Origin of the sequence: Brevibacillus laterosporus, assembly GCF_030489605.1 — a bacterium.
GTDB classification, from domain to species: Bacteria; Bacillota; Bacilli; order Brevibacillales; family Brevibacillaceae; genus Brevibacillus_B; species Brevibacillus_B laterosporus_E.
The window spans coordinates 44,179-68,188 of the sequence record NZ_JAUKFY010000014.1; the positions used below are offsets into that span (position 1 = coordinate 44,179).

The following is a 24,010-nucleotide window of genomic DNA, read 5'->3' on the forward strand; positions in this document are numbered from 1 at the left end:
CTTCCCCTCCCTTTGAGTTCTACTGTTGTGATACTTTGATCTGCCAGCATCACCCGTTCCGAAATTCGGAATAATCGTTCCATTTTTTATATTTTAACTCATTATAGATTTAGTTTAATAGATTGACAAGAAGCAATTTACAGAAAAAACTACCCAACAAATCGCTAGGTAGTTTTGAGTGAAAGCTATGCCAGCTGGGTCCATCGATGTCGGGGATACTCTCTTTGCCCACCAAGTGCACGCGAGATTCGTTCAGCTGTCTCCATTGTTTCTTTAATTAGCAAGGGCAATTTGTCAGGTTGAAAGCGCACCTCAGGACCTGCAACACTAAGACCGGCTATTAGTTTGCCTCGATGATCAAAAATAGGAGCAGCCACGGAGACGGTTTCGTTCTCTAATTCCGAGTAACTGATCGTATAATAATTTTGACGAGACTCTTCCAGCTTCTTCAATAGCTCCATGCCGTTCGTAATGGTCCCTTTCGCAATACGCTCAAATCGAACGTTTTCCAGATATTCTTCAATTTCTGCATCTGGAAGAAACGCTAAAATAATCCGTGAACAGGCCCCCGCATACAAGGGAGAGCGCCTCCCTACTTTCGTATACAACCGTACCGGATGCCTGGTATCTAGCTTCTCGACATAAATGGCATCCAATCCATCCTTCATAATAAGATGAACAGCTTCCCCCATCTCCTCTCTTAGCTGATTCATCCAAGGAAGAGCTGTTTGGCGAATATCTAACCGATCGGACACCAGCTGACCATACTGCAGAAAGGTTAACCCCAGCGCATACCGCCCCTCATCGTCCTTACGAAGGAATCCCATCTCTTCAAGCGACCCGACCATACGATGCACAGAGGTCTTTGGCTTATCGGTTAATTCTACTAATTGAGCTAGTGTTAAATGTGGATGAGTAAGAAATAGAGAAAGTAAATCTAATGCTTTCACCACTGTCTTATTTTTATGCTGCACCTTCTCCTCATCCTTTCTATGATTATACATAACTCACGAAAATTTATATTATTATGACATATCTTATTACAGGGAGAAGGACTGTGCCAAGCAATTCTAATCAGAAGGCAAAATAAAGTACCTCTGCTCACCTTATGTCAAGCAAGCACGCTGATCTTTTTCCAACCTATTCGCTATAAAAAACCTGAAAAAAGTTTCAAACCTATACTGCTTTTATGTACAAAAAGAAAAAAGCCCGCATTGCCAGGCTTTTACTCCTGCTGTGCAAATGCTAGCTTTTATCGCTACTCATCTTAACCCCACGTATTTATCGTATGCTTGAAACACCGCTCGACTAATATTTGATGCAGAGCGCCCTCCATATCCGCCCTCTGGTACAACCACTGCTACTGCTAGCTTCGGTTTGTCCGCAGGTGCATAGGCGATAATCACACCATTATTGACTCTTGCGTGCTTTTGCCATTTCGTAATGGATTTCCCGTTTGAATTCTCCGAAGTGACAGGAACGTAAATATCCTGTTCAGATGTACCTGTCTTGGCTGCCACCTGATAGGGAAGACCTCGAAATGCATTGACAGAGGTTCCGCCTGGTTGTGTTACCTGTATCATTCCATTGCGTAAAATATCCCAATGTACTTGCGGTTGCTCGATTTTATTTAGAACCTTAGGCTTGGGCTGAAACACAATGTTTCCTTTTTCATCTACGATTTTATCGATAAGCTGAGGCTGTAGTCGAACTCCATTATTGGCTAATGTCGCGGCATATTGAGCTAGTTGAACTGTCGTGGCTCGAACCTGTTGTCCAAAGGAGGCTTGTACCATGGCAGCCAGTGGCCCATAGTTTTGATTCATAACTAGATAATCCTCTTTGCCCTTATTCTCACTCGGTAGGTCCACTTCCGTCAACACGCCCAAACCAAATTGCTGATAGTACTCCTGCAACAGCGAAACTGCTCTGTTCCCCTCCTTTTTAGCAACACCTTCTCCAATGCGCGCCATATACGTATTCGAGGATTTAGCTATCGCCTTTACTGGATTGAGCACACCGTAATTATGACCGTTATCGTTTTTTATTCGATCGTTTCCACGACCATAGTAGTACGTAACCGGATCGGTCCATTGATCGCTCGGCGTAATGATTCCTTCATGTAAACCTAGCAATACTGTAATCGGTTTCATCACAGAGCCGGAGGGTACGATTGATTTTGGGTGTTTATTATTTTCCTGTTCCGCTGAAGGGCCTGTTAATGGCCGAACATCGTAGGGAGCTTCACGAATCGTCCCATTGGTAACCGAGTATTTCATTTGCTCATAAGTAGCCTGATCCGGTCCATGCACCCAAACATTTGGATCATATTCAGGATAGCTGACCATCGAAACTACCTTACCGGTATCCACTTCCATCGCTACTACATAAGCTGTTTTCGCTCCAGAAGCTAATGAAACGCTTCCTCTTAGCTTGGGGAGGAAGTCTTTAATGAAATCTCTAATTTCTAACTGTACACGCTCATCAATGTTTAAATACAGACTTTGACCACGTATGGGAGCCTCTTTCTTTAGCTCGCGTTGTACGGACTGATCGGCCGCCACCTCATATAAGCGATAGCCATTCTTTCCGCGTAGCTCCTTTTCATAGCTGCGCTCGATTCCGTCTAATCCAACCAATTGATCAGGAAGATAATTCTCCTGCTCAGTTTTATAAAACGAACTGTTCAAATTTTGGGCTACATGATATGGACGAACGTAGCCAATTGTTTGTACAGCTATTTGTTTGGCATCGTATTCTCTGATCGATTTCGTTACCACATCTATCCCTGGTAAATCTCCCCGATGTTCCTCTAAATAAGCAATTTCCTCTGGTGTCAGGTCATACTTAATTTCTTTTTCCATATACTTCGGAGCATTACGAGCAATGTTTTTTCGCTGCCCATTCTCCCAGATGAAGCCTACATCCAGCTTTTTAATAATTGCGCTTTGTGTCATTCCTCGGAGAACTTTTTCAAGCTTCTGGGCTAATTCAATAATCTCCTGCTGCTTTATACCCTCTGGTTCATGAAAAACTGCTGTAAATGAAGCTCTGCTATGTACCAGGAGCTTGCCATTTCGATCATAAATATCGCCGCGAACTGCCGGGATTGGGTCTTTTTTGAGGGAGCGAGAGCTTAGTACCTTTTCAAACTCGCTCCCCTGTATAATTTGTAATTGAGCCAATCGCAGAATAATCGCGGAAAATAAAAAGAAGGTAATCAGAAAAATCCATTGCATACGCTTTAAGCGCTGTTCCTGATGCAGTTTTTGTTCTGCTTTATCCACAAAAGGCTCTCCTTATCTTTCTGCTGTCTTTTCACTAGGAATCCCTGCCGGTTTCCTGAGCAAAGATTCGTTTAACCTTGGGATCAAGATAATGACTGCCACCTCGACCTTTTACATTTTCTATCATCATCGTTAGTAATAGCTTTGGCTTATCTACATTAAACACAGCCATCCAGCCATACTCCAACCCATCCTCGCCCTTTTTCGCCTTTAACTCAGCTGTTCCCGTTTTTCCTGCCACACGAATACCCGATGGTTTAGCAAACCTTCCTGTCCCTTGTGAATTTTCCATGACTTGAATCAGGTCAGCTTTAATCAATGCTGCTGTCTCTTTCGACATTACATTTTCCTTCCAAAAGGCTTGCGGCTTCACTTCCTGCTGGGTTAGGGCGGGGTAGACTATATTTCCCGCATTTACAAATGCGCTATAGGTCAACGCCAGATGAAGAGGTGTCATCGTTACTTCTCCTTGCCCATACCCGGAATCAGCTAACTGAATTTCATTTCTGATATCCTGATTAGCTATTTTTGATTTCCTTAATGGATAGGTAACCGGCAAATTTTCACCTATACCAAACTTTTTTGCTCCTTCTAAGAAGACCTGCTGTCCCATCTGTAGTGCCGCTTGCGCAAAATAAATATTATCGGAATACACGAGGGCTTTTTCTAAAGTAACGGGGCTATGAGGATCTTTCACTCGCGTTACCCTGTATTTCCCCCATGAGGAGTCCTTTTGCCAATGCAATCCCTTGACAGTCATGCCTTGCTCAGGCTGGATACTTCCTTGTTCAAGTCCAATCGCCGCCGTAATAGGCTTAAAGGTTGATCCCGGTGCAAACCCAATAGCAAACCGGTTAAGCAGCGGTTTAGCTGGATCATCATTTAGCCGGGTCCATTCCTTATTGGACAATCCTCGGATAAACGCGTTAGGATCATACGCTGGTGTACTCAGCATCGCCAGCACTTCTCCAGTAAGCGGATGAATAGCCGCCGCTGTTCCCGCATCATTCTTCATTTCCTCATAGATTGCAAACTGGAGATCAGCATCAATGGTTAAAGCGAGCTTCTGCCCATCCTGCGCTAGTTTTTTTGCTAGCACTTCCTTTTCCTGTCCCTGCTCATCCGCTATAATAATTCGCGCACCTGGCGTACCGTGTAATTGTTCCTCATAGACCTGCTCCACGCCCGCCTTCCCAACCAAATCCGTAGCACGATAACCTTTTGGCTCGTATAGCTTCCATTGCTCTTCATTCATACTGCCGATATAACCGATTAAATGAGCTGTAGCTTGACGATAAGGATAATAACGCACCTGTTTCTTGCGTAGCATTAAGCCCTCGATCTTTTCTAATTGATCTAAGCGATCGTCTTCCTTAGCTTGCGTTGCTAATGGAACAAATAACTCCGGCTTCACCCATTTTGCATTTCGTTTCGCCGCAATTTGTTCTACGGTCATATCCAATAGAGCGGCGGTTTTTTGTTTCTGACCGTCCGAATTCTTTTCCCATTTTTCAGGTATTAGCCCTACTTCATAAGCGACCCCTGTTGTAGCTAATAAGATTCCATTACGATCAACAATTTCCCCTCGCTGTGGCAGGATGGTTTGGACCCTCACCTTATCTTTCTCCTTCATGCTAGGAAAAATGAGGGATTCATTCCATTTGATATACCAATCTTTTTTTCCACTCTGATTTTCACGTACCATCGTTAGCTTATGTGTAAATGTCAGAGGACCAGCGACTGTATTCATGCTAACTTGGTAGGACAGGTGAAGCTCCTCGTCTTTCGTGATGGATTCACGTCCCATTGAGATATTCTTCACTTGCACATGGTTGGCTTCCATTCCGTTATAAATGGTTTCATAGCGGCTTATAAATGCCGCCTTTGTCATGTTTTTCTTTGTATCCAAGGCTAATTGCTCATACATTTGGGCAAAGTCCTGTTTCCCCCAGTTATCCAGATACTCCTCAAAACGTTTTTCTGCCCGATCCTTTACAACACGAGGATCATCTTCCATCAATTTGGCGTAAATAAAAATTCCTCCTACAGCAAGAAGAACTCCAACAATAGAAAAAAAGAGTATTCTTTTCATGATAAATCCACTCCTTTCTCCTAAAGATAGGTCATACGTCATCCAATAAACATATTGTTCCAGCATTAGATCGCTGATAAATCGCTCATATATACATGAAACAGCCCTTCGTCCCATCAAAATTGCACATAGCAAAAAGCCAGAAGAACAACAGACCTCCCTCTCTTATCAGAACGGAATTCCTCTGTTTTGTCTTCTGGCTTTTCTGCTTTTTATAAGTCCAACATATATCCATACCGTGGTATGGTGATAATTTTATCACCGTACTCACCCAACCTTTTACGTAAACGGTAAACCAATGCATTAATCTCGGCTCGACCTACATCTGGCAATCCATCCACTGTAGATGACCGTTCTGGCCACACATGTACTTTCATCTCATCATAGCTAACAGCTTGATTTACACGCTCGTACATAAGCATCAACAGATCAATATCTTTTCCCGATAAATAAAGACGAACTCCATCCAGCAGGATTTCTCTTCTCTCCACATTGATGGTTAAGCCCTTCACATCCGTACTCCCATTGCCTGCCACTGGCTCAGTCTGTTCCATCGTTTGATCCTTACTCGCACCCAATGGTCGAATAAACTCCCGTGTTACATCCAAGTCATTTTCCAATGTAAAGAAAATAAATTCTGCCTCTCCCTTTGCCAATGAAATACGATCTCCGTATTGTAAAACATGCGGGGCATTCTGGAGCGGTTGCCCATTTACCTCCGTGCCATGTTTGCTGTTTAAATCATAAAGAACGTATTGATTTTTTTCTTGGCGGATGACAGCGTGCTGTCTTGATATAAATAAACTGGTAAAAGATAAATCAGGTTGATACGTCGCCCCACGCCTACCAATTGTGCATTCGGTTTCTGTAATGAATTTTTTGACCGCCGTCTGGTTGGAATCTCCCTTTTTAATGAAGAGATATGCTTCTACTCCCAACATGATATCACTCCAAATAACAGTTAATCCTTCACTCTATTATAAACGATTCTTATACGTCAACAAGAGCTGCTTGGTTTGCAGCCCTTGTTGTTTCCCTTTTTCATCCTATTTGTTCTGGGATGGTGTTGGGAGCATGTTATATTTTTTGAGGATTTGCAATGTAATATTTTTAGCCTTTATACCTGAAGAGCTTCCTTCCCCATTCACATTGGTAACAAAGATATAAGGATGTCCCTCTATTTTAACAAACCCTACAAACCAACCTACTGCTGGTGTATTGCGTGTCCCTGTTTTTCCGTAAAGCGTGTATAAGTCCTCATCCTGCTGGATCATCATGCGTTTCACAGTCTTCATTACCTGCTTGTCAAACGGCAATTCTTCTTTATACAGCTTTTCTAAGAAATCAACCTGCTCCAGAGGTGTGATCTTTAAGGTACTGTTTAGCCAAAATTTATCAATTCCGCCGCTGATATCCTGATTCCCATAGGCGGCTTTATGTAACCATTCCTTCATGCGTTCCGGACCAATATCACGAGCTAGCTGTTGATAGTACCAGACTGTTGAATAGCGCATCCCCGAACCAAGCGTATGATCCTTGTTCCAGACATCAAGATCGCGCTTCACGCCATCCCAGCGCTTCACCGTATATTCATCGTCCACTGCTTTTACTTGAAGACCTATTAGAGCATTCATGATTTTAAAAGTAGACTCAGGTGCTTGCGGTTGTTTCGCTCTCTCTTCATTAAAAATAAAGGTCGAATTTTTCTCCAAATCACGCAGGATAAACGTACCTTCGTCGTTTGGAAAAAATTCCTTCACTTCCATCTTGGATAAATCAACGATCTCTTTTTTCTCAGAAACAATTGCCGGTCTTTGCAGCTCAGATTCCTTTGCCATTACTGAACATCCAGCCATGGCCACACTTAGAAGTAACACCGCGCCATATTTAAATAGTTTCATGATCGGCACCCCCACTGTATTTTTTCCTTCTATTTATAACGATGTAAAATGTTCTATACCGCTTCCTGCCTATACCAATATATGCTAGTAAAGGCACTAATAACATGCTTGAACCGTTATAAACTCATGAGAATCTGATGATAAAATGATGATACGGCGCTCAGCTTGACTGACACTTTACCAAATGATACTCTAAACGCGACTCTTGACCGGGATAACGATACGTAATGGAGGTGTATGTGTGACATGGGACTTCTTCGGGTAACAAACGTCAGCAAAATATACGGGGGAAAAATTCCCTATCGCGCTTTAACCGATGTGAACTTCCACATAGAAGAGGGAGAGTTTATTGCCATCATGGGGCCGTCAGGGAGCGGAAAAACGACCCTATTAAATCTTATTGCCACAATTGATATCCCCACCACTGGAGATATTCTATTAAATGGTGAAAATCCTCATAAGATCAAAAAATCAAAGCTGGCAGTGTTTCGCAGACGTAATTTAGGCTTTGTGTTTCAGGATTTTAACCTATTAGATACGTTGACTCTGGGCGAAAATATCTTATTGCCGCTCGCGCTTGATTTTTACAAGATTCCTGAAATGAAACAGAAATTGGATGAAATCGCTACTCAGCTAGAGATTAATCATATTTTACAAAAGCGCCCCTACGAGGTGTCAGGGGGGCAAAACCAACGTGCTGCCATTGCGAGAGCCATCATCCATTCGCCCTCCCTTTTATTAGCAGACGAGCCTACAGGTAATCTGGACTCCAAATCAACCCGCATCGTTATGGAGACCTTTCAAAACATTAATGCTATCAAAAAAACCACCATGATGATGGTGACACACGATCCTGTAGCTGCTAGTTACTGTGATCGAGTTTTATTTATCAAGGATGGCAAACTATATAATGAAATTCAACGCGGAGAAAGCCGTCAGGTGTTCTTCCAGCAAATTTTAGATGTTCTTGCGCTTTTAGGGGGAAGTACCTATGACCTTTCTACAATTCATCGCCACTAATGTACGTCGTAAATTCAGGTTTTATCTGGCGTATTTTTTAAGTGTTGCATTTGTCATTATGATTTATTTCACCTACGGCATGTTCATTTATCACCCCGGAACAACCACAGAAGGTCTACATCATTTAGTGGTTAACGGAATGACCGCAGCCGAAGTAATCATCTTTTGCTTTTCCTTTGCTTTCATCTGGTACTCCACGAATATTTTTCTTAAGATGCGGAAAAAAGAATTTGCCGTTTTAGCTATACTTGGTATTTCACGCTGGCAGATCAATTTCATGATATTTATGGAAAACCTGCTGTTAGTCACGTTATCCATGGTGGTTGGCATTGGATTTGGCCTGCTATTCTCCAAATCCTTCTTCATATTCGCTTCAGCCATTCTTGATATGGACGAAATACCATTTTATATACCAACTGAAGCTCTTTTGCTTACGATCGTTTCCTTTTATACTGCATTTTTGCTTATTTCCTTTTTTACTCTGTTTACAACGAAGCACCGGAGTATCAAGGTTTTACTTGATGAATCCCGCAAGCCGAAAAAGGAGCCTAAGGGATCGGTTATTTTGGCTCTTTTCTCAATCCTTTGCATTGGATCAGCCTACTATATTACGTTTACCCTTAAGAACGATATCTTTGAGGTTATCAAGTGGATGTTTATAGTCATTCTCTTAACCTGTATCGGTACTTACTTCTTCTACTCCCAGTTTGGAGCATTCCTGATTAATTGGGTTAAAAAAAGACCCATTCTCTACTGGCGTGGAACCCGAATTATTTGGCTGTCCGATCTGGCATACCGCATTAAGGATAATGCCCAGATGTTTTTTATGGTAACCATTGTCTCCACTGTCGCATTTACCTCGGCAGGAGCATTGATCAGTGTCCTAGGTATACTTAATATGGTCAAGGATACGCTTCCACTGACGATCGAGTATTACGATCACAATGAGAAGCTTGAGGGTAAAAAATCGACACAAATCATTGAAGATCATCTAGCCAATTACCACGTAAACTATGAACGAGTCGAGGTAGAGGATTTATATTTTTCCAAGCCTCCTCGTGCAGATGTCATAAGGATATCGGCTTATAATCAATTAGCAGCACTGCTAGAGCGTGAAACGTATCAAATTAAGAAGGGAGAGGCTCTTTGGATTAGAGCGAGCTATTTACCCCAGGATGACAGCCCTGACCTTCTTGCGAAAGACGGCAAGCCTTTTCGTTTGGTAAAAAAGATAGACAAGCCAGTCCTTTCTTATCAATGGAACACGATAGCTGTATCCGATGAAGACTTTGCCTATTTGAAGGAAAAAGCCTCCTCTAACTATACGGTTGTAGGCTATGTGGTTCATGAGTGGAGAAAGGGAGGCCCTATCAATAAAGATGCGATAGCCTTCTCAAAAGAAATCAGCCAAAAGCTAGCCAAAGACCAGCAACCTTTAGTTCGTGACTCCTACTATGCTGAAGCAAAGCGGGCCGTTAGCAGTGCGTTATTTATCGGCTTATTTGTAGCTGTCATATTTTATGTTTGTGCAGGCAGCTTTTTATACTTCCGACTTTATATGGATCTTGATCGGGATAAACAATATTATCAAACAATCTCCAAGATTGGCTTATCCATAGAAGAATGGCAAAAAAGCATGACTATCCAAATCGCTCTGCTCTTCTTTGTTCCATTCACATTGGCTATCGTGCACACGTCAGTAGCTTTAGTCGGTCTGCAAAAGGTGTATTCCAGCGGCACCTTCGTTTCGATTTTCAAAACATCAATTGCAAGCATTCTGATTTTCTTTGTACTTCAGCTTATTTATTTCTTAATTGTTCGCTCTCACTTTTTACAAAAATTAAAAAGACATATTGTTTAGAGATACAAAAAACAACCATTGCTTATCCTGCTAGGCAATGGTTGTTTTTGATTTTCCATAGAATTAAGCTGTTGCTTTGTCCTTACGTTTAAAGCCGTACGTCATCTTTCTCCAGATAAACTCTAACGGCCCCTGCTTGAACTTCAAGAAATACAGATTACTTATGATCAATTGAATAGCAAGGATGAGCATCGCCATGTAGAAGGATTGAACTAATGTATAGCCATTTGACCAACCAAATAGAGAAATGATCACAGATCCAATGATATTTTGTGTGAAATAGGAAGTTAACCCTAGGCGTCCGTAATTAGCAAATGGTTTTAACATCGTAGCCACTCGCTCATTGCGTAATAGAAGGAACAAAGTGCTCATGTATAACAAAGCCATTGGATACGTATCCATGCGGGAGAAAAATGGCTGGAGTATTTCTTGCAGAGGGTTATCTGTAAAATGGCACCACAGAATCCCTGCAAAAGGAACGATACTCAGTACGAATGTAATCAACTGTGTACGTTTCAGCAGGTGTACATGCTTATCTACTTCCGCTACAATCTTTTGTTTTCCTACATAAAGTCCCAGTAAAAACATCCCCAAAATGGCAAAAGTATCGCTCTTTAAAGAACCGATAAACTCTGGCACTGGATTACCAAGATATGTTTGCACAGCCGCAATTCCACTAGCTAATACTGTTACAGCAAAGAGTCCCATTGACCAGATCAGTATGGTTTTCGCTGATCTGCGATAGAAAGGTATCAATGCAAAGCCCAAAATAGCATAATAGAACAGAATATCTCCAAACCAGGTAAGGATGTGCAAAATACCGAACAATAAGAGTGCTGCCAGACGACGAACAAAAAGAATAAACGGTTTATCTCCACGTGCTTCTGCACGACTCATGAAAATATAGAAACCAAGTCCAAACAGGAACGAAAAAATACTGAAAAATTTCGTTGTAATAAATAAATCATATAGAAGGCGTAAGGTAGGATCAAAAGCATGCTGACTTATGCTTTGCCCTTCAATGTAAGTCATATAAGCTGGTGCATTCACCAGCAAAATACCCATGAGTGCAATTCCACGCAGGATATCCATCGAAACAATACGCTCTTTTTTTGTGACCGATAATGCGGTCATAGACATCAGTCCTTTTTTATCATAATAGTTTCGTTCGCTAGCGACTCGTTGTCATTATTGTAATGAATACTAGATTTTTTAACCATGTATGAAGATTACACACCTCTTACATTTTTGTAAGGTTTAATAAAAAAAGCTGCCCAGTATTTCTCTGGACAGCCTTCATTACTTATGAAGCTTGATTCTTAATTTGTGTATGGTACAGGTTATAGTAAAAGCCCTGTTGTTCCAGCAATTCTTTATGATTGCCTCTCTCAATAATCTCTCCTTGGTTAATGACCAAGATTTGATCTGCCTCCTGAATGGTGCTCAAGCGATGGGCAATCACGAAACTAGTGCGTCCTTTCATCAATGCTTTCAAGGCTTTCTGAATTTGCATCTCGGTTCTTGTATCAATACTGCTGGTTGCCTCGTCCAAAATCAGAATGGATGGGTCCGCTAGAATCGCCCGCGCAATGGTCAGCAATTGCCGCTGTCCTTGACTGATATTGCTAGCATCCTCCGTGAGCTTCGTATGATAGCCTTCTGGCAGGCGTTCAATAAAGGAATGAGCATTCGCCATGCGAGCTGCATACATGACCTGCTCGTCTGTAGCATCCAGCCTGCCGTAGCGAATATTTTCGATTACAGTTCCCGTAAAAAGATAGGTATCCTGTAACACCATCCCGATAGAGGAACGCAGATTTTCTTTATCAATCAGACGTATATCCCGTCCGTCTACGATGACACTTCCCTGCTGAACATCGTAGAATCTCATCAATAGATTTACAATTGTTGTTTTACCTGAACCAGTAGGGCCTACTAGAGCGATCATTTGTCCAGGCTCCGCTATCAGATTAATATTTTGTAAGACAGGCTTATCTGGCTTATAGCCAAAAGTTACATCCGTAAACTCTACTTTTCCTTCCACCTTTTCAAGGGAATGCGCCACTGCTTGATCCGCGAATTCCGGTTCCTCATCCAGCACCTCAAATACACGTTCTGCACCAGCAAAAGCTGATTGCAGCATGTTAAATTGATTGGCCATCTCATTTAGCGGACGAGCAAACTGCTTCGAATAATTTAAAAAGGCAGTTATGATCCCGATCGTGATAGCACCTTGTACAGCCATGTACCCGCCGATGCCTGCAACCAACGCAAAGCTGAGATTATTAATAGCATTCATCAGTGGGGGAATGACTCCAGAGAAAACCTGCGCTTGAGCCCCCACTCTTTTCAAACGCTGATTTTTTTCTGCAAATTGATCGATGGTTTGTTGTTCACGATTAAAAGCCTTGACCACCCGTTGTCCCGAAATCATTTCTTCAATATATCCGTTTAATTGTCCCAGCTCTGTCTGCTGTTCTAAGAAGAGCTTACGAGTACGCTCTGCGATTTTTTTTGTAATAAATAAGCCAAGTGGAACTACAATGAGACTAACTAATGTTAAAGATGGACTTAGCGCCAGCATCATTCCAACGGCCCCTATTACGGTAATGAGACTGGAAAAAATTTGTGTTGTTGCTTGCGAGAGCGTGTTATTAATATTCTCTACGTCATTGGTTAGACGACTCATCAAATCACCGCGGGGTCTTTCATCAAAAAAGCGCAAAGGCAGGGTCTGTACCTTATCAAAGATATCCTTCCGCATACTCTTGACTGTCTTTTGCGAGACACTTGCCATCAAATAAGTTTGTACCCAAGAAGCAAGCGCCCCCAAAATATATACGATGATTAGGCTGCCGACAATCTTGGCTAACAATGGGAATTGAACCTGTCCCGTGGTAATCCCCATGCTATCAATGGCCTTTCCAATCAGCAAGGGTCCCATCAAGGCAAAACCGGAGCTAGCCAGTACTAGGAAAAACACCAAGAATAACGACCAGCGTTGCTCTCGTAAATATCCCCAAAGCCGTTTGAGCGCCTCCATGGAATTTTTCGGTTTAACAACCGGCATGCCCGTCATTCCTTTTCCCATGGGCCCGCCCATTCCTTTTGAACGTTCCGGTCCTGATACTCCTCGATTCATCTAAATCGCCTCCTCTCTTACTTGGGAACGATAGATATCCTGATAAACATCCGAGCGTTGCAGCAGTTCTTGGTGAGTTCCAATATCTGAAATCTGACCATTATCTAATACAATGATTTTATCTGCTTCCATCACAGAGCTAATGCGTTGTGCAACAATAAAACAAGTCGTATGTCCTAATTGCTCTTTTAACGCTTGTTGGATAAGAGCTTCGGTCGTCAAATCCACCGCACTAGTGCTATCGTCCAAAATGAGAATGTCTGGCTTTGTCAGCAGAGCCCGAGCAATGGACAAGCGCTGTTTTTGTCCGCCTGACAGATTAACTCCGCGTTGACCTACCACTGTATCATAGCCAGCAGGTAATTTCGCTATAAATTCATCAGCTTGGGCTGCCTTTGCTGCGGCCATCACTTGATCATCTGAGGCCTCGGGATCACCCCAGCGAATATTATCACGAATGGTTCCTGAAAACAGCACTGCCTCCTGTAAAACCATCCCGATGCTTTTGCGAAGCTCCTGTAAGCTCAGCTCGCGAATATCCGTTCCATCCAATAAAATACGTCCCTCTGTCACATCATAAAAACGTGGAAGTAAATGAACCAACGTAGATTTACCCGAACCCGTAGCTCCCAGGATTGCAATTCGCTCACCTAGCGTCACCGTAAACGTTACATCCTTTAATACAGGGTCCCCGCTAGTACCAGCATACTGAAAGGAAACATGCTCAAATTCAATTTTTCCTGGGTACATATAAACGTTTTTATGTCCGACATCAGCAATAGAGGTTTTCGTATCCATGACCTCCACAATCCGATCGGCAGACACTTTTGCCCGCGACACCATCATGAGCATCATGCCAGCCATCATAAGAGCAAACAAAATCTGGGTCATATAATTGGTAAAAGCAATGACTTCTCCGAGCTGCATGCTGCCTGTATTGACTTGAAAACCGCCAAACCAAATAATCGCAACGATGCTTAGATTCATTAACAGCATCATAATCGGCATCATCAACGCCATGGTCCGTGCTGCCTTTACGGATATATCCGCTAACTGGTCGTTCTCTGTCTGGAAACGTTCTTTTTCATAATCAGAACGAACGAAAGCCTTTACTACCCTTACCCCCGCCAAATTTTCACGTGTAACTCCGTTTACTTTATCCAAGCTAGCCTGGACTTTTTTAAATAAAGGAAAGCCCTTCTTAATAATTACCAGAAGAGATAGTATCAGAAGAGGTACGGTCACAACCAACACAAGCGCCATTTTCGCATTTAATGAAAATGCCATAACCATCCCGCCTATAAAGAGAAGCGGAAAGCGTGTCAGCATGCGCAGCATCATTAGAACCACGTTTTGTACCTGTGTAACATCATTAGTTAAACGTGTTATTAAGGAAGAGGTTTTGAACTGATCCAGCTTGTCAAAAGAAAAAGTCTGTATATGGCTAAACAGATCTTGCCGCACATCTGCACCAAAATTTTGGGAAACGATGCTGGCAAAGTAAATACAGCCTACACCGCCAACAATCCCCAAAAGCGCAACCCCTACCATAATCAATCCTGTTTGAATGATATAGGTGACATCTCCATTAGCGACACCCTGGTCTACAATATGAGCCATCAGTGTCGGCTGAAGCAAATCCATTACCACCTCCAGAAACATGAGTAAAACAGCGGCTACTGCATATTTTCTGTAAGGCACTATATATTTAAAAAGTTTACCCATTTCGCTTGGCATCTCCCTTCGCATTTACTTTGACAGCTACATAATTTTAGAGGAAGCAGCCAATTGATATGCAAGCTTACCTAACCTCACACTACTCCGACAAATTCCGATGCATATGTGTTAAAAATCGTCGAAGTAAGATTTTTTCTTCCTCTCGAAAGCCTTCAAAGCATTTTTTCTCAATCTCTTTAATCACTTCTTCAATCTGCTCTAATTTTTCTTTTCCTAATTCAGTTAAATAAACCCGGGATGCTCTTAAATCATCGGGGTCAGGTTGACGTTCGATCAGTCCAGATTTCTCCATGCGATTCAGCATGACCGTAACCGTAGCTGCCTTTACCTTCATTTTAGTAACCAGTTCTTTTTGCACTCTTCCATTTTTGTTTTTTAGCAAAAACAAAACAGGTAATTGCCCCGGGTAGATTCCTACTTCATGCGACATTTGCCACATTTTATAATTATACGTTCGCACCACACGAGATAGCAGCAATTCTAAAGAATCCAGATAAGGAGTCTCTTCCACTTTACTCACCTCATTTAGTTAGCCAGCTATATATTAAGATAAACAGGATTATACTCCCTTATTACTCAGGGTGCAAGGGTCCTTATAAAAGGTAAATCAAGGTAACCGCTAACAAGCAAATAAAGGAACCGACTACCGCTGCTAGGCAAATCGATTCCTCTCTCTGTGCATCCTGATGATTTTATTTTGGGGCTTTCATTAGGCATTTACCCTTTTTCTTTTCATTCTGGCAACCACAATAAAAGTCCCAGCCGCTATCACCGGAAGAATGATCAAGAGATATTTACTGTATTCAGCAATCAGGTACCCAACGGAAGCGGCATTGCTTCCTAACAGGTGCCCGAGAATAAAAAATAATAGTGTCCAAACAAAGCCAGTCGTAAAGGAGAACAGAGCATACCGCCGAAAAGACATTTTGCTAATCCCGACCAGATAAGGTATTACATGGCGCACAATCGGCAGAAAGTAACTAATCACAAGCGCTTGGCTCCCATACTTTTGCAATAGATATTCAGCCCGTACAATATAGATATCCATGTGTCTTTTACGCCGAATCCGATCCAACACGGGAGCTCCAATCTTATATCCTAATATATATCCTAGTGACAACCCCGAAATGACCCCTAAATAGGTGACAAAAAAGGCAGGAATTGATTGAAGAATGCCAAATGAGCCAACCATTCCTCCCGTCATGACAATCACTTCATCTGGAATCGGCATACCAACAATGCCAAGCCATAGAGCGAAAAACAGGGCAAAGTAGCCGTATTGATTAATTAACTCAAGTATCGTATCTAACTGCAAGTAATAACCCCCTGATTGTATGACAGCACGGAAGGAACCATGTCAGAAATGTCACTCTGTCATTTTTTCTTTCATAGCTATATCTTATCGAACAGTTCTTAGCTTTTTTATAACAGAGTTCTAAAGAATTTCTTAAATTTTCTGCTAGCAGCAAAAAACATACTGTTTTCTGCGTTTTTATCTAATTCGTCCGTTACTCGCCTATTTCCTTGTTTTTTTGTTTGTGACAACCTTTTCATATATTTCATATAGTATCACGGGAGCATTCTTTTCTATCTAGCTCCCAAAAGGAGGAAGCTTTATTAGTACTGTCATATCGCATTTTTATAACGAAGAATATTTGCTTCCATGGTGGCTGATGCACCATACCCAGATATTTGATCATGGCATTCTCATTAATCGGGGTTCAACGGACAGTTCACTTGCGATGTGTAAACGTTTTGCTCCCCATTGGGAGGTGAGAAATTCAAGGGTACCGGAATTTGATGCATTAGAGGTCGACCGCGAAGTAATGGATATTGAAACGGAATGTACAGGCTGGAAAATGGTGCTAAACACTACTGAATTTCTTTGTTGTCAAAATAAAGATGAATTTTTTTCGTCCCTTAACGATTTAGGCGAGCATATGTATTCAATCAGAGTGATTATGCTAGTTGATGATCCTAATCATGGCTATCCAGAACCTGTTTATGACATTCCTTTGGTGAATCAGCGATACCACGGTTACTTCCCAATAGATAATTCACACCCCTATATTGGTAGACTGATTCACAAGCATGCACACGGCGCCTATACAGCCGGCAGACATTGGTCCCCGCATAAATTTATCGTTTATCTAACCGCGCCTGCCTTCGTCATAAAGTTTTTCTACAGTCCGTGGAATGATTTAACCCGAAAACGAAAACTGCAAATAGGCCCCACGCTTTCAAAGCACAGTATACAGCACGGCTTGGGTATCTATCATATCACCACTCCTGAGAAGCTAGAACAAACCTATTTGTATTATGTGAGCGGGGCAAAAGATCTTCGTTTGAATCCGGAATACATTGAGTTGTTCCCGCACCTAAAACCATAAGATAAGCAGTTTCCTGGGGGCTTATCCATTTAACTTATCGATTTCATCATAGCAGATATTTTTGGAAATCCTTAATGAATCGTTTTTGTGCGAAGCCAACACCATTATCAGGACTACTGCATAATGTAAAAGCATGAAAAGCTTCATAAAGGGACATTTTTCGCAACTATGGGGGATAAAAATGAAAGCAGTTATTCTTGCTGGTGGGTATGGAACGAGAATTGGCGAAGAAACTCATTTAAAGCCTAAACCAATGATTGAAATAGGGACAAAGCCCATTCTTTGGCACATCATGAAAATCTTTAGCTTCTACGGAATCAATGATTTTATCATTTGTTTAGGCTACAAGGGACATTTCATTAAAGAATATTTTTCAAATTATAACCTGCATATGTCGGACTTTACGCTCGATATGCGTAAAAATGAAATGATTAACCATTCCAATAACGCAGAGCCCTGGAAGGTAACACTCATCGATACAGGGGAAGGAACGGAAACGGGTGGCCGTATTAAGAGAATACAAAAATATGTTGGTGACGAAACGTTTTGTCTTACGTACGGAGATGGTGTAGGGAATATTCATATTAAAAAATTGATCGAATTTCATCAATCGCACGGTAAATATGCGACGGTTACTGCGGTTCAGCCCCCTGGAAGATTCGGCTCCCTTATGCTTCAGGATCAGATGGTTGTAGACTTCAAAGAGAAGCCTTTAGGAGACGGCGGCTGGATAAATGGGGGATTCTTTGTTCTAGAGCCGGCCATTTTTTCCTTTATCAATGACGACCAAACCATTTGGGAAACAAATGCTTTAGTCAAATTAGCAAAACAAAATCAGCTTGCCGCCTATCGTCATGATGGGTTCTGGCATCCAATGGATACATTACGAGATAAGCAAAAATTAATGGACTTGTGGGATAGTAAAAACGCCCCTTGGAAGGTTTGGTAGCATGAAGAAATCCTTTTGGCATCAAAAAAAAGTGTTAATAACAGGCCATACTGGATTTAAGGGTACATGGCTTACGCTGTGGCTAACATCGCTGGGGGCAGATGTAATTGGGTATTCTCTCAATCCACCATCTACCCCCCATTTATTTGAAATAGCTGAGGTTTCGAAGGAATGCAGTTCGATAAAGGGCGACATTACAGATTATCAGCTGCTTCTGAGCACCCTTGCCGATTATCAGCCGGAGATTATTTTTCATCTGGCAGCCCAGCCTTTGGTTCGGCAATCGTATACAGACCCACTTACCACCTATCATACGAATGTATTGGGAACCGTTCATGTACTTGAAGCTGCACGCCAAACAAAAGGTGTTCGTGTAATTATTAATGTTACAAGCGACAAATGTTATAAAAATGACGGGTTAGGTAATCATTCATTTCAGGAAAATGATCCGCTAGGCGGCTACGATCCATACAGTGCCAGCAAAGCATGTGCCGAGCTCATCACTGAGTCTTATCAAAAATCATTTTTTCAGCCTGCGTCTTCTTCCGCAGCACGACTTGCATCCGTAAGGGCTGGTAACGTGATTGGGGGTGGTGATTGGGCCGCAGATCGAATATTTCCAGATATCGCAAGGGCATTGATTCATTCAACAAAGCTTAGTATAAGAAACCCAAACTCCATTCGCCCGTGGCAGCATGTCCTAGACCCCTTACATGGATATTTGCTTCTCGCCGAAAAGCTGTGGAATAACCCCACATACGCCCAATCCTGGAATTTCGGGCCGATCGATCATTCTTACCTGACAGTTAGAGAAATAGTAGATAAAGCAGCGAGCATTTGGAACGAAAAGATACAAATAACCACTCCGTCAACTACTCCCCCCTACGAATCTCCTATACTGACCCTTGATAGCACTAAAGCCATCCGTTCCCTCGGGTGGCATCCAAAGCTAAATACTACAGAGGCTGTTGAATGGACTGTTCAGTGGTACCAGCAATATCAATCAGGTAAGGACATAAGCTCGTTCACTCGCCACCAAATCAACAGATTTATAAATTTATAAGGAGTCAGGAGTCTACAGAAAATGTCCGATAAAAAATGTCGTTTTTGCAATTCGTTGCTCACTCATACATTTTTGGATTTAGGGGTTTCGCCTCTCGCTAACTCATTCATATCACCAGACCGCGCAGATGACATGGAACCATTTTATCCGTTGCATGCCTATGTTTGTGATAAATGTTTTCTGGTACAAGTAGGACAGTTTGAGTCGCCAGATCAGATTTTTAATCACTATCTTTATTTTAGCTCCTATTCCTCTAGTTGGTTATCCCATGCCCAGAAATATACCGAGATGGCTATAGCGAGGTTCCATTTAAATCACCATTCGCAGGTCATTGAGATCGCAAGCAACGACGGCTATTTATTACAATACTTTCACAAGCATAATATTCGAACACTAGGGATTGAACCGGCAAAAAATTTGGCGAAAATTTGTAACGATAAGGGAATTCCTACGAGGGCGGATTTTTTTGGAGAAAGATTAGCAAAGCAATTGGTACAGGAAGGCTATAAAGGGGATTTGATTGTCGCAAATAATGTATTGGCACACGTACCTGAATTACATGACTTTATAGCAGGATTAAAAATACTGCTGCAACCAAATGGGAGTATCACAATCGAATTCCCCCATGTCTTGCAGCTCATACTTAGTAAGCAATTTGATACAATTTATCATGAACACTTCTCTTATTTTTCACTACTATCCGTTCAAAGCATCCTATCTAGCCATGAGCTAAAGGTTGTAGATGTTGAGGAAATCCTTACCCATGGCGGTTCTTTACGTTTGTTCGTAAAGCATAGTGAAGATAAGGAGCCCATCCAGCCAAGCGTGGCAAAGGTCCTCGAAAAGGAACAAGAGCACGGGCTTCACCAATTATCAACGTATTTGGAATTTTCAAAGAAAGTGAAACAAATGAAGATTGATATATTATCCTTTTTCATTAAAGCCAATGACATGAAAAAGAAAATCGTCGGATATGGAGCCCCTGCTAAAGGAAATACTCTTCTGCACTTTTGTGGTATCGGTAAAGAGCTTCTCCCTTATACAGTCGATCAGAATCCACATAAACAAGGCCTTATATTACCCGGCTCTCGTATTCCGATTAAAAATCCAGATGAAATACAACGAACACAACCAGATTATGTACTCATTTTGCCGTGGAATTTAAAAGAAGAAATCATGGACGAATGTTCCTATATTCGAAATTGGGGCGGAAAATTTGTCGTGTTTGTTCCAGAAGTGGAAGTGCTATAGCGCATGGAAAAGGTTCTCGTAACAGGCGGAAATGGCTGGATCGGCAGATATGTAGTTAGTATGCTACAAAAAATGGGCTGGGAGGTTCATGCGACGTACCGAAAGGCGCCGCTTTTGGATGTTGCCTGTGTTTGGCACCAAGCTAATCTTTTATCCCATACAGAAGTGGCGGCTCTGATTGATCAGGTGAAGCCTTCCCATCTGGTTCATTTAGCTTGGGAAGCAGTGCCTCCCCGCTGTTATCATTCGCTTGCTAACTACGATTGGGTGCAATCGAGCATGACATTATTTCGTCATTTTGCAGAATGTGGCGGTAAAAGAGTCATCGTAGCTGGAACATGTGCAGAATATGAATGGCTGGAAGGTTATTTATCTGAGGATGGCTCTCTTTCTTATAAAACACCTTACTCGGCTTGTAAAAACATCTTGCGTTTATGGCTCCAATCATATTCTGAGCAGGTTGGTCTGAGTGCCTGCTGGGGAAGAATCTTTCATTTATATGGCCCCCACGATCCGGGTAATCGACTTATTTCTACCCTTATCACCTCGCTACTAAAAGGCGAAGATGCCTTATGCACGCATGGAAATCAATATCGTGATTTTCTCTATATCGCTGATGTAGCCAATGCTCTTGTAGCCTTATTAAGAAGCGATATACGAGGAGCTGTTAATATTGCTTCTGGACAATCGAACCAATTGAAACAGATCGCTTCTCTTATCGGTCAAAAAATCGGAAATAAAGAATTAATCAAATGGGGAGCCGTTCCATCCCCTGAGAATGAGCCTTTATTTGTCGGAGCTAATATTGCCCGATTGCAAGAAGAAGTAAACTGGGAGCCCAAATACTCGTTAGATACTGGTTTAGAAGAAACGATAATCTGGTGGAAGAAACATTTAGATGGACGTTCTTGCAGATGAATAAACACCTAAAAACAAGCTGATTCCATGAGCATATGGTATCAGCTTTTCATATCTTTCAACCAGTAAAAACATGTCTATAAAGCTGTATAGATCAAAAAAATAAATAAAGAGGTTTTTGGTAAATTACAGGTGATTTTATATCGTTACTTTTTTCCTACTTATACATTCAGCCAGAAAGGAGCTGGTAAATTGCAACGAACGACTAGAACGACTCGTACTCAGCCTAATCGATCAACTTTCATCCAACGCTTGATAGCTAACGGGGAGCCTGAGAATTCCTCAGGTGATTCCCCTTTTTTACATAGGCAAACGGACCAAAAACGTAGTGCCCCTTCCCACCTTGCTCTCAACCCGCACCTCTCCATCATGCGCTTCTATAATGGCTTTTACGATAGCTAATCCAATTCCAGCGCCCCCTGATTTGCGACTACGCGACTTTTCACCACAATAAAATCGTTCAAATATGAAGGGGAGCTCTTCCTCTCTGATACCCACTCCTGTATCCGCTACTTTCATTACGATAGTGGATTGCTGCACTTCGATGGTAACCGTTACTTCACCATCTTCAGGGGTATATTTATAAGCATTGCTGAGTAAATTCGTAAATACCTGCAACAATCTGCGATAATCGGCATGGACAAAGATATTGTCCATGAACGGCGGAACATAACGGATTCTTTTCTTGCCCCATAATTCTGCAATGCTTTTTTGTGCCTCCGATATGATATCAGGCAGGTTTACTTGCTCCTTTTGCAAACGGAGCATTGGGTTTTCGGCTTCCGTTAACTTCTCCAAATCCTTTATCAATAAAACAAGCTGCGCGGTCTGTTCCTGACAAATCTGTAATTTTTCTGATGTCGGCTCCCATATTCCATCTTCAAATGCTTCCATGTAGCTTTGAATTGTAGCAAGTGGCGTTCGTAATTCATGGGCAATATCGGCTGTTAGATTTTTACGCAAACGTTCCTGCTTTTGGAGGCTCTCTGCCAAATGATTCACCGCTTGACCCAGCTCCTGCATCTCCCCATGCAATGCATCCGTCTCCACTCGCGCTGTGAGATCTCCTGTCCGCATTCGATTCGCTTTCTCTTTCATGTGAAGCAGGGGATGGCTAATACCGCGCGAGATGCGAACGCTATAGTAATAAACGCCGATAATGACAAGAAGAAGCGCCCCTCCGACCGTTGCATTAAATCGGGTAATGAATTCTCTCTCCTGCTCTTGGAATTGACCGTCTGGAAGCCCCACATGTAACATCCCCGCCTGCTGACCTCCAATGATGATAGGAGTTGAGTAGGTAGAATGAGGAAGCTTATCATCTACAGCACAGGTATGCTTTGTGCCTTGCCTTTCCATATGCATTCCCATCTTAGTCGAATCCCAAATGACTTGTCCTTCTGCATCAAGCAAAATGACAGTCATGTTACGCTGCATAGCTCGATGTCCCACACCCATAAGCGTCTGCCCTGACCATTCATTGGCTTTTACATATGATTCGGTCAGGTCTTGTAGGATAGCGTCTGCCTCCGCTTGAAGTTGGTTTTCAACATATTTTCCAAATGTAACGGAAACCGAAATATTAACAATAATGATGATGACTAACAAGGAAACAAGGGCAACACCCAGATGGGAAAGAAAAAGCTGTCGTTTCATCCCTCTATGCTTCATCACGGTTCACCAAAAATTTATAGCCTACGCCAAACACTGTTGAAATAAAGGTGGGTTGTTTGGGATCATCGTTTAATTTTTGCCTTACGTTTTTGACGTGCACGTCAATGGTACGCTCATATCCATCAAATCCATAACCCTGAATGTGATTCACTAATTCCAGACGGCTAAACACTTTTTTGGGTTGGCTAGCTAGCGTATACAATAGCTTAAATTCAATAGGGGTTAATGTGATGCTAGCCTGATCTAGCGTGACCTGATGCAGTTCTGGTTCCACACATAGACGTTTTTGGAGAAACGTAAGAGCTTGCGAATGTTTTTTCATAGTACCTGTCCGCCGTAACAGCGTAATAACCCGAGCCACTAATTCGCGCGGACTAAATGGCTTACTAACATAATCGTCGGCTCCCATTAACAACCCATTAATTTTATCATCCTCAGCACTTTTAGCTGTCAGCATAAGAATAGGAATATCGGAGGTCTTGCGTAATTTTCGGCATATATCCTCTCCCGACATATCAGGCAGCATCAGGTCTAAAATAATGAGGTCCGGCTGTAAAAGCTGATGGAGCTGAAGTGCCGCCTCCCCCGTCTCTGCTACGTAAACAATGTAACCGCTTCTCTCTAAGTAAGCTCGAATTACCTGCAAAATATTTTCTTCATCATCAACGACTAATATCTTGTGTTGACCCATCTACTCTCACCCGCCTCGCTTACTATGTGCAAAT

Annotated in this window: 19 protein-coding genes; 7 read left to right on the top strand and 12 right to left on the bottom strand. The window is 42.1% G+C overall.

Annotation, left to right across the window (positions count from 1 at the left end; genetic code table 11):
* Window positions 1–185 precede the first annotated feature (185 nt).
* From QZ995_RS15490 to blaOXA, 5 genes are all read right to left on the bottom strand, one after another.
* Window positions 186–974: an IclR family transcriptional regulator gene (locus QZ995_RS15490; RefSeq protein WP_301808600.1), complete on the bottom strand. Its 789-nt coding sequence runs from the start codon at window positions 972–974 to the stop codon at window positions 186–188.
* Between the two features lie 288 nt (window positions 975–1,262).
* Window positions 1,263–3,287, bottom strand: coding sequence for a peptidoglycan D,D-transpeptidase FtsI family protein (locus QZ995_RS15495; protein WP_301808601.1), 2,025 nt, complete (start codon window positions 3,285–3,287; stop codon window positions 1,263–1,265).
* A 34-nt stretch (window positions 3,288–3,321) separates the two neighbouring features.
* Window positions 3,322–5,379: a penicillin-binding transpeptidase domain-containing protein gene (locus QZ995_RS15500; protein ID WP_301808602.1), complete on the bottom strand. Its 2,058-nt coding sequence runs from the start codon at window positions 5,377–5,379 to the stop codon at window positions 3,322–3,324.
* Window positions 5,380–5,591: 212 nt separating this feature from the next.
* Window positions 5,592–6,320, bottom strand: a complete 729-nt coding sequence (locus QZ995_RS15505; RefSeq protein ID WP_301808603.1) for an FHA domain-containing protein — start codon at window positions 6,318–6,320, stop codon at window positions 5,592–5,594.
* Between the two features lie 105 nt (window positions 6,321–6,425).
* On the bottom strand, window positions 6,426–7,280 hold the full coding sequence (blaOXA, locus tag QZ995_RS15510) for a class D beta-lactamase (RefSeq protein ID WP_301808605.1): 855 nt from the start codon (window positions 7,278–7,280) through the stop codon (window positions 6,426–6,428).
* A gap of 246 nt (window positions 7,281–7,526) precedes the next feature.
* Here blaOXA and QZ995_RS15515 point away from each other — a divergent pair, with 246 nt between their 5' ends.
* Both QZ995_RS15515 and QZ995_RS15520 read left to right on the top strand, forming a co-directional pair.
* Window positions 7,527–8,300, top strand: coding sequence for an ABC transporter ATP-binding protein (locus QZ995_RS15515; protein WP_301808606.1), 774 nt, complete (start codon window positions 7,527–7,529; stop codon window positions 8,298–8,300).
* Window positions 8,272–10,161, top strand: coding sequence for an ABC transporter permease (locus QZ995_RS15520; RefSeq protein WP_301808610.1), 1,890 nt, complete (start codon window positions 8,272–8,274; stop codon window positions 10,159–10,161). The genes QZ995_RS15515 and QZ995_RS15520 overlap by 29 nt, the downstream gene beginning before the upstream one ends.
* A gap of 63 nt (window positions 10,162–10,224) precedes the next feature.
* Here QZ995_RS15520 and QZ995_RS15525 read toward each other — a convergent pair whose 3' ends face one another.
* The 5 genes from QZ995_RS15525 to QZ995_RS15545 form a co-directional block, all read right to left on the bottom strand.
* The gene (locus QZ995_RS15525; protein WP_301808612.1) at window positions 10,225–11,295 is read right to left on the bottom strand and encodes a DUF418 domain-containing protein; all 1,071 of its coding nucleotides are present in this window, start codon (window positions 11,293–11,295) and stop codon (window positions 10,225–10,227) included.
* Between the two features lie 169 nt (window positions 11,296–11,464).
* Entirely contained in the window at window positions 11,465–13,303 is a 1,839-nt protein-coding gene (locus QZ995_RS15530) for an ABC transporter ATP-binding protein (protein ID WP_301808614.1), read from the bottom strand.
* Complete coding sequence (locus QZ995_RS15535; RefSeq protein ID WP_301808616.1) at window positions 13,304–15,028, bottom strand: ABC transporter ATP-binding protein; 1,725 nt, start codon at window positions 15,026–15,028, stop codon at window positions 13,304–13,306.
* Window positions 15,029–15,119: 91 nt separating this feature from the next.
* Window positions 15,120–15,551: a MarR family winged helix-turn-helix transcriptional regulator gene (locus tag QZ995_RS15540; RefSeq protein WP_301808618.1), complete on the bottom strand. Its 432-nt coding sequence runs from the start codon at window positions 15,549–15,551 to the stop codon at window positions 15,120–15,122.
* Window positions 15,552–15,749: 198 nt separating this feature from the next.
* A complete protein-coding gene (locus QZ995_RS15545; RefSeq protein WP_301808621.1) occupies window positions 15,750–16,355 on the bottom strand; it encodes a DedA family protein in 606 nt (201 codons plus the stop codon).
* 340 nt (window positions 16,356–16,695) lie between these two features.
* Between QZ995_RS15545 and QZ995_RS15550 the strand changes: the two genes are divergently transcribed.
* From QZ995_RS15550 to QZ995_RS15570, 5 genes are all read left to right on the top strand, one after another.
* The gene (locus QZ995_RS15550; protein ID WP_437124743.1) at window positions 16,696–17,430 is read left to right on the top strand and encodes a glycosyltransferase family 2 protein; all 735 of its coding nucleotides are present in this window, start codon (window positions 16,696–16,698) and stop codon (window positions 17,428–17,430) included.
* Window positions 17,431–17,611: 181 nt separating this feature from the next.
* Window positions 17,612–18,379: a glucose-1-phosphate cytidylyltransferase gene (rfbF, locus tag QZ995_RS15555; RefSeq protein WP_301808622.1), complete on the top strand. Its 768-nt coding sequence runs from the start codon at window positions 17,612–17,614 to the stop codon at window positions 18,377–18,379.
* 1 nt (window position 18,380) lies between these two features.
* Complete coding sequence (rfbG, locus tag QZ995_RS15560) at window positions 18,381–19,442, top strand: CDP-glucose 4,6-dehydratase (RefSeq protein WP_301808623.1); 1,062 nt, start codon at window positions 18,381–18,383, stop codon at window positions 19,440–19,442.
* 21 nt (window positions 19,443–19,463) lie between these two features.
* Entirely contained in the window at window positions 19,464–20,693 is a 1,230-nt protein-coding gene (locus QZ995_RS15565) for a class I SAM-dependent methyltransferase (protein WP_301808624.1), read from the top strand.
* Between the two features lie 3 nt (window positions 20,694–20,696).
* The gene (locus tag QZ995_RS15570; RefSeq protein ID WP_301808626.1) at window positions 20,697–21,611 is read left to right on the top strand and encodes an NAD-dependent epimerase/dehydratase family protein; all 915 of its coding nucleotides are present in this window, start codon (window positions 20,697–20,699) and stop codon (window positions 21,609–21,611) included.
* Window positions 21,612–21,911: 300 nt separating this feature from the next.
* On the opposite strand, the gene QZ995_RS15575 is transcribed toward QZ995_RS15570, so the two are convergent.
* Entirely contained in the window at window positions 21,912–23,282 is a 1,371-nt protein-coding gene (locus tag QZ995_RS15575) for a sensor histidine kinase (protein WP_301808628.1), read from the bottom strand.
* Complete coding sequence (locus tag QZ995_RS15580; protein WP_301808629.1) at window positions 23,272–23,976, bottom strand: response regulator transcription factor; 705 nt, start codon at window positions 23,974–23,976, stop codon at window positions 23,272–23,274. The genes QZ995_RS15575 and QZ995_RS15580 overlap by 11 nt, the downstream gene beginning before the upstream one ends.
* Between the last annotated feature and the right edge of the window lie 34 nt (window positions 23,977–24,010).

Coding starts and splice junctions, on each gene's coding strand:
- QZ995_RS15500 (WP_301808602.1), bottom strand. CDS start 5,379: ATGAAAAGAATACTCTTTTTTTCTATTGTTGGAGTTCTTCTTGCTGTA.
- QZ995_RS15505 (WP_301808603.1), bottom strand. CDS start 6,320: ATGTTGGGAGTAGAAGCATATCTCTTCATTAAAAAGGGAGATTCCAAC.
- blaOXA (WP_301808605.1), bottom strand. CDS start 7,280: ATGAAACTATTTAAATATGGCGCGGTGTTACTTCTAAGTGTGGCCATG.
- QZ995_RS15515 (WP_301808606.1), top strand. CDS start 7,527: ATGGGACTTCTTCGGGTAACAAACGTCAGCAAAATATACGGGGGAAAA.
- QZ995_RS15520 (WP_301808610.1), top strand. CDS start 8,272: ATGACCTTTCTACAATTCATCGCCACTAATGTACGTCGTAAATTCAGG.
- QZ995_RS15525 (WP_301808612.1), bottom strand. CDS start 11,295: ATGACCGCATTATCGGTCACAAAAAAAGAGCGTATTGTTTCGATGGAT.
- QZ995_RS15530 (WP_301808614.1), bottom strand. CDS start 13,303: ATGAATCGAGGAGTATCAGGACCGGAACGTTCAAAAGGAATGGGCGGG.
- QZ995_RS15535 (WP_301808616.1), bottom strand. CDS start 15,028: ATGGGTAAACTTTTTAAATATATAGTGCCTTACAGAAAATATGCAGTA.
- rfbF (WP_301808622.1), top strand. CDS start 17,612: ATGAAAGCAGTTATTCTTGCTGGTGGGTATGGAACGAGAATTGGCGAA.
- rfbG (WP_301808623.1), top strand. CDS start 18,381: ATGAAGAAATCCTTTTGGCATCAAAAAAAAGTGTTAATAACAGGCCAT.
- QZ995_RS15565 (WP_301808624.1), top strand. CDS start 19,464: ATGTCCGATAAAAAATGTCGTTTTTGCAATTCGTTGCTCACTCATACA.
- QZ995_RS15570 (WP_301808626.1), top strand. CDS start 20,697: ATGGAAAAGGTTCTCGTAACAGGCGGAAATGGCTGGATCGGCAGATAT.
- QZ995_RS15575 (WP_301808628.1), bottom strand. CDS start 23,282: ATGAAGCATAGAGGGATGAAACGACAGCTTTTTCTTTCCCATCTGGGT.
- QZ995_RS15580 (WP_301808629.1), bottom strand. CDS start 23,976: ATGGGTCAACACAAGATATTAGTCGTTGATGATGAAGAAAATATTTTG.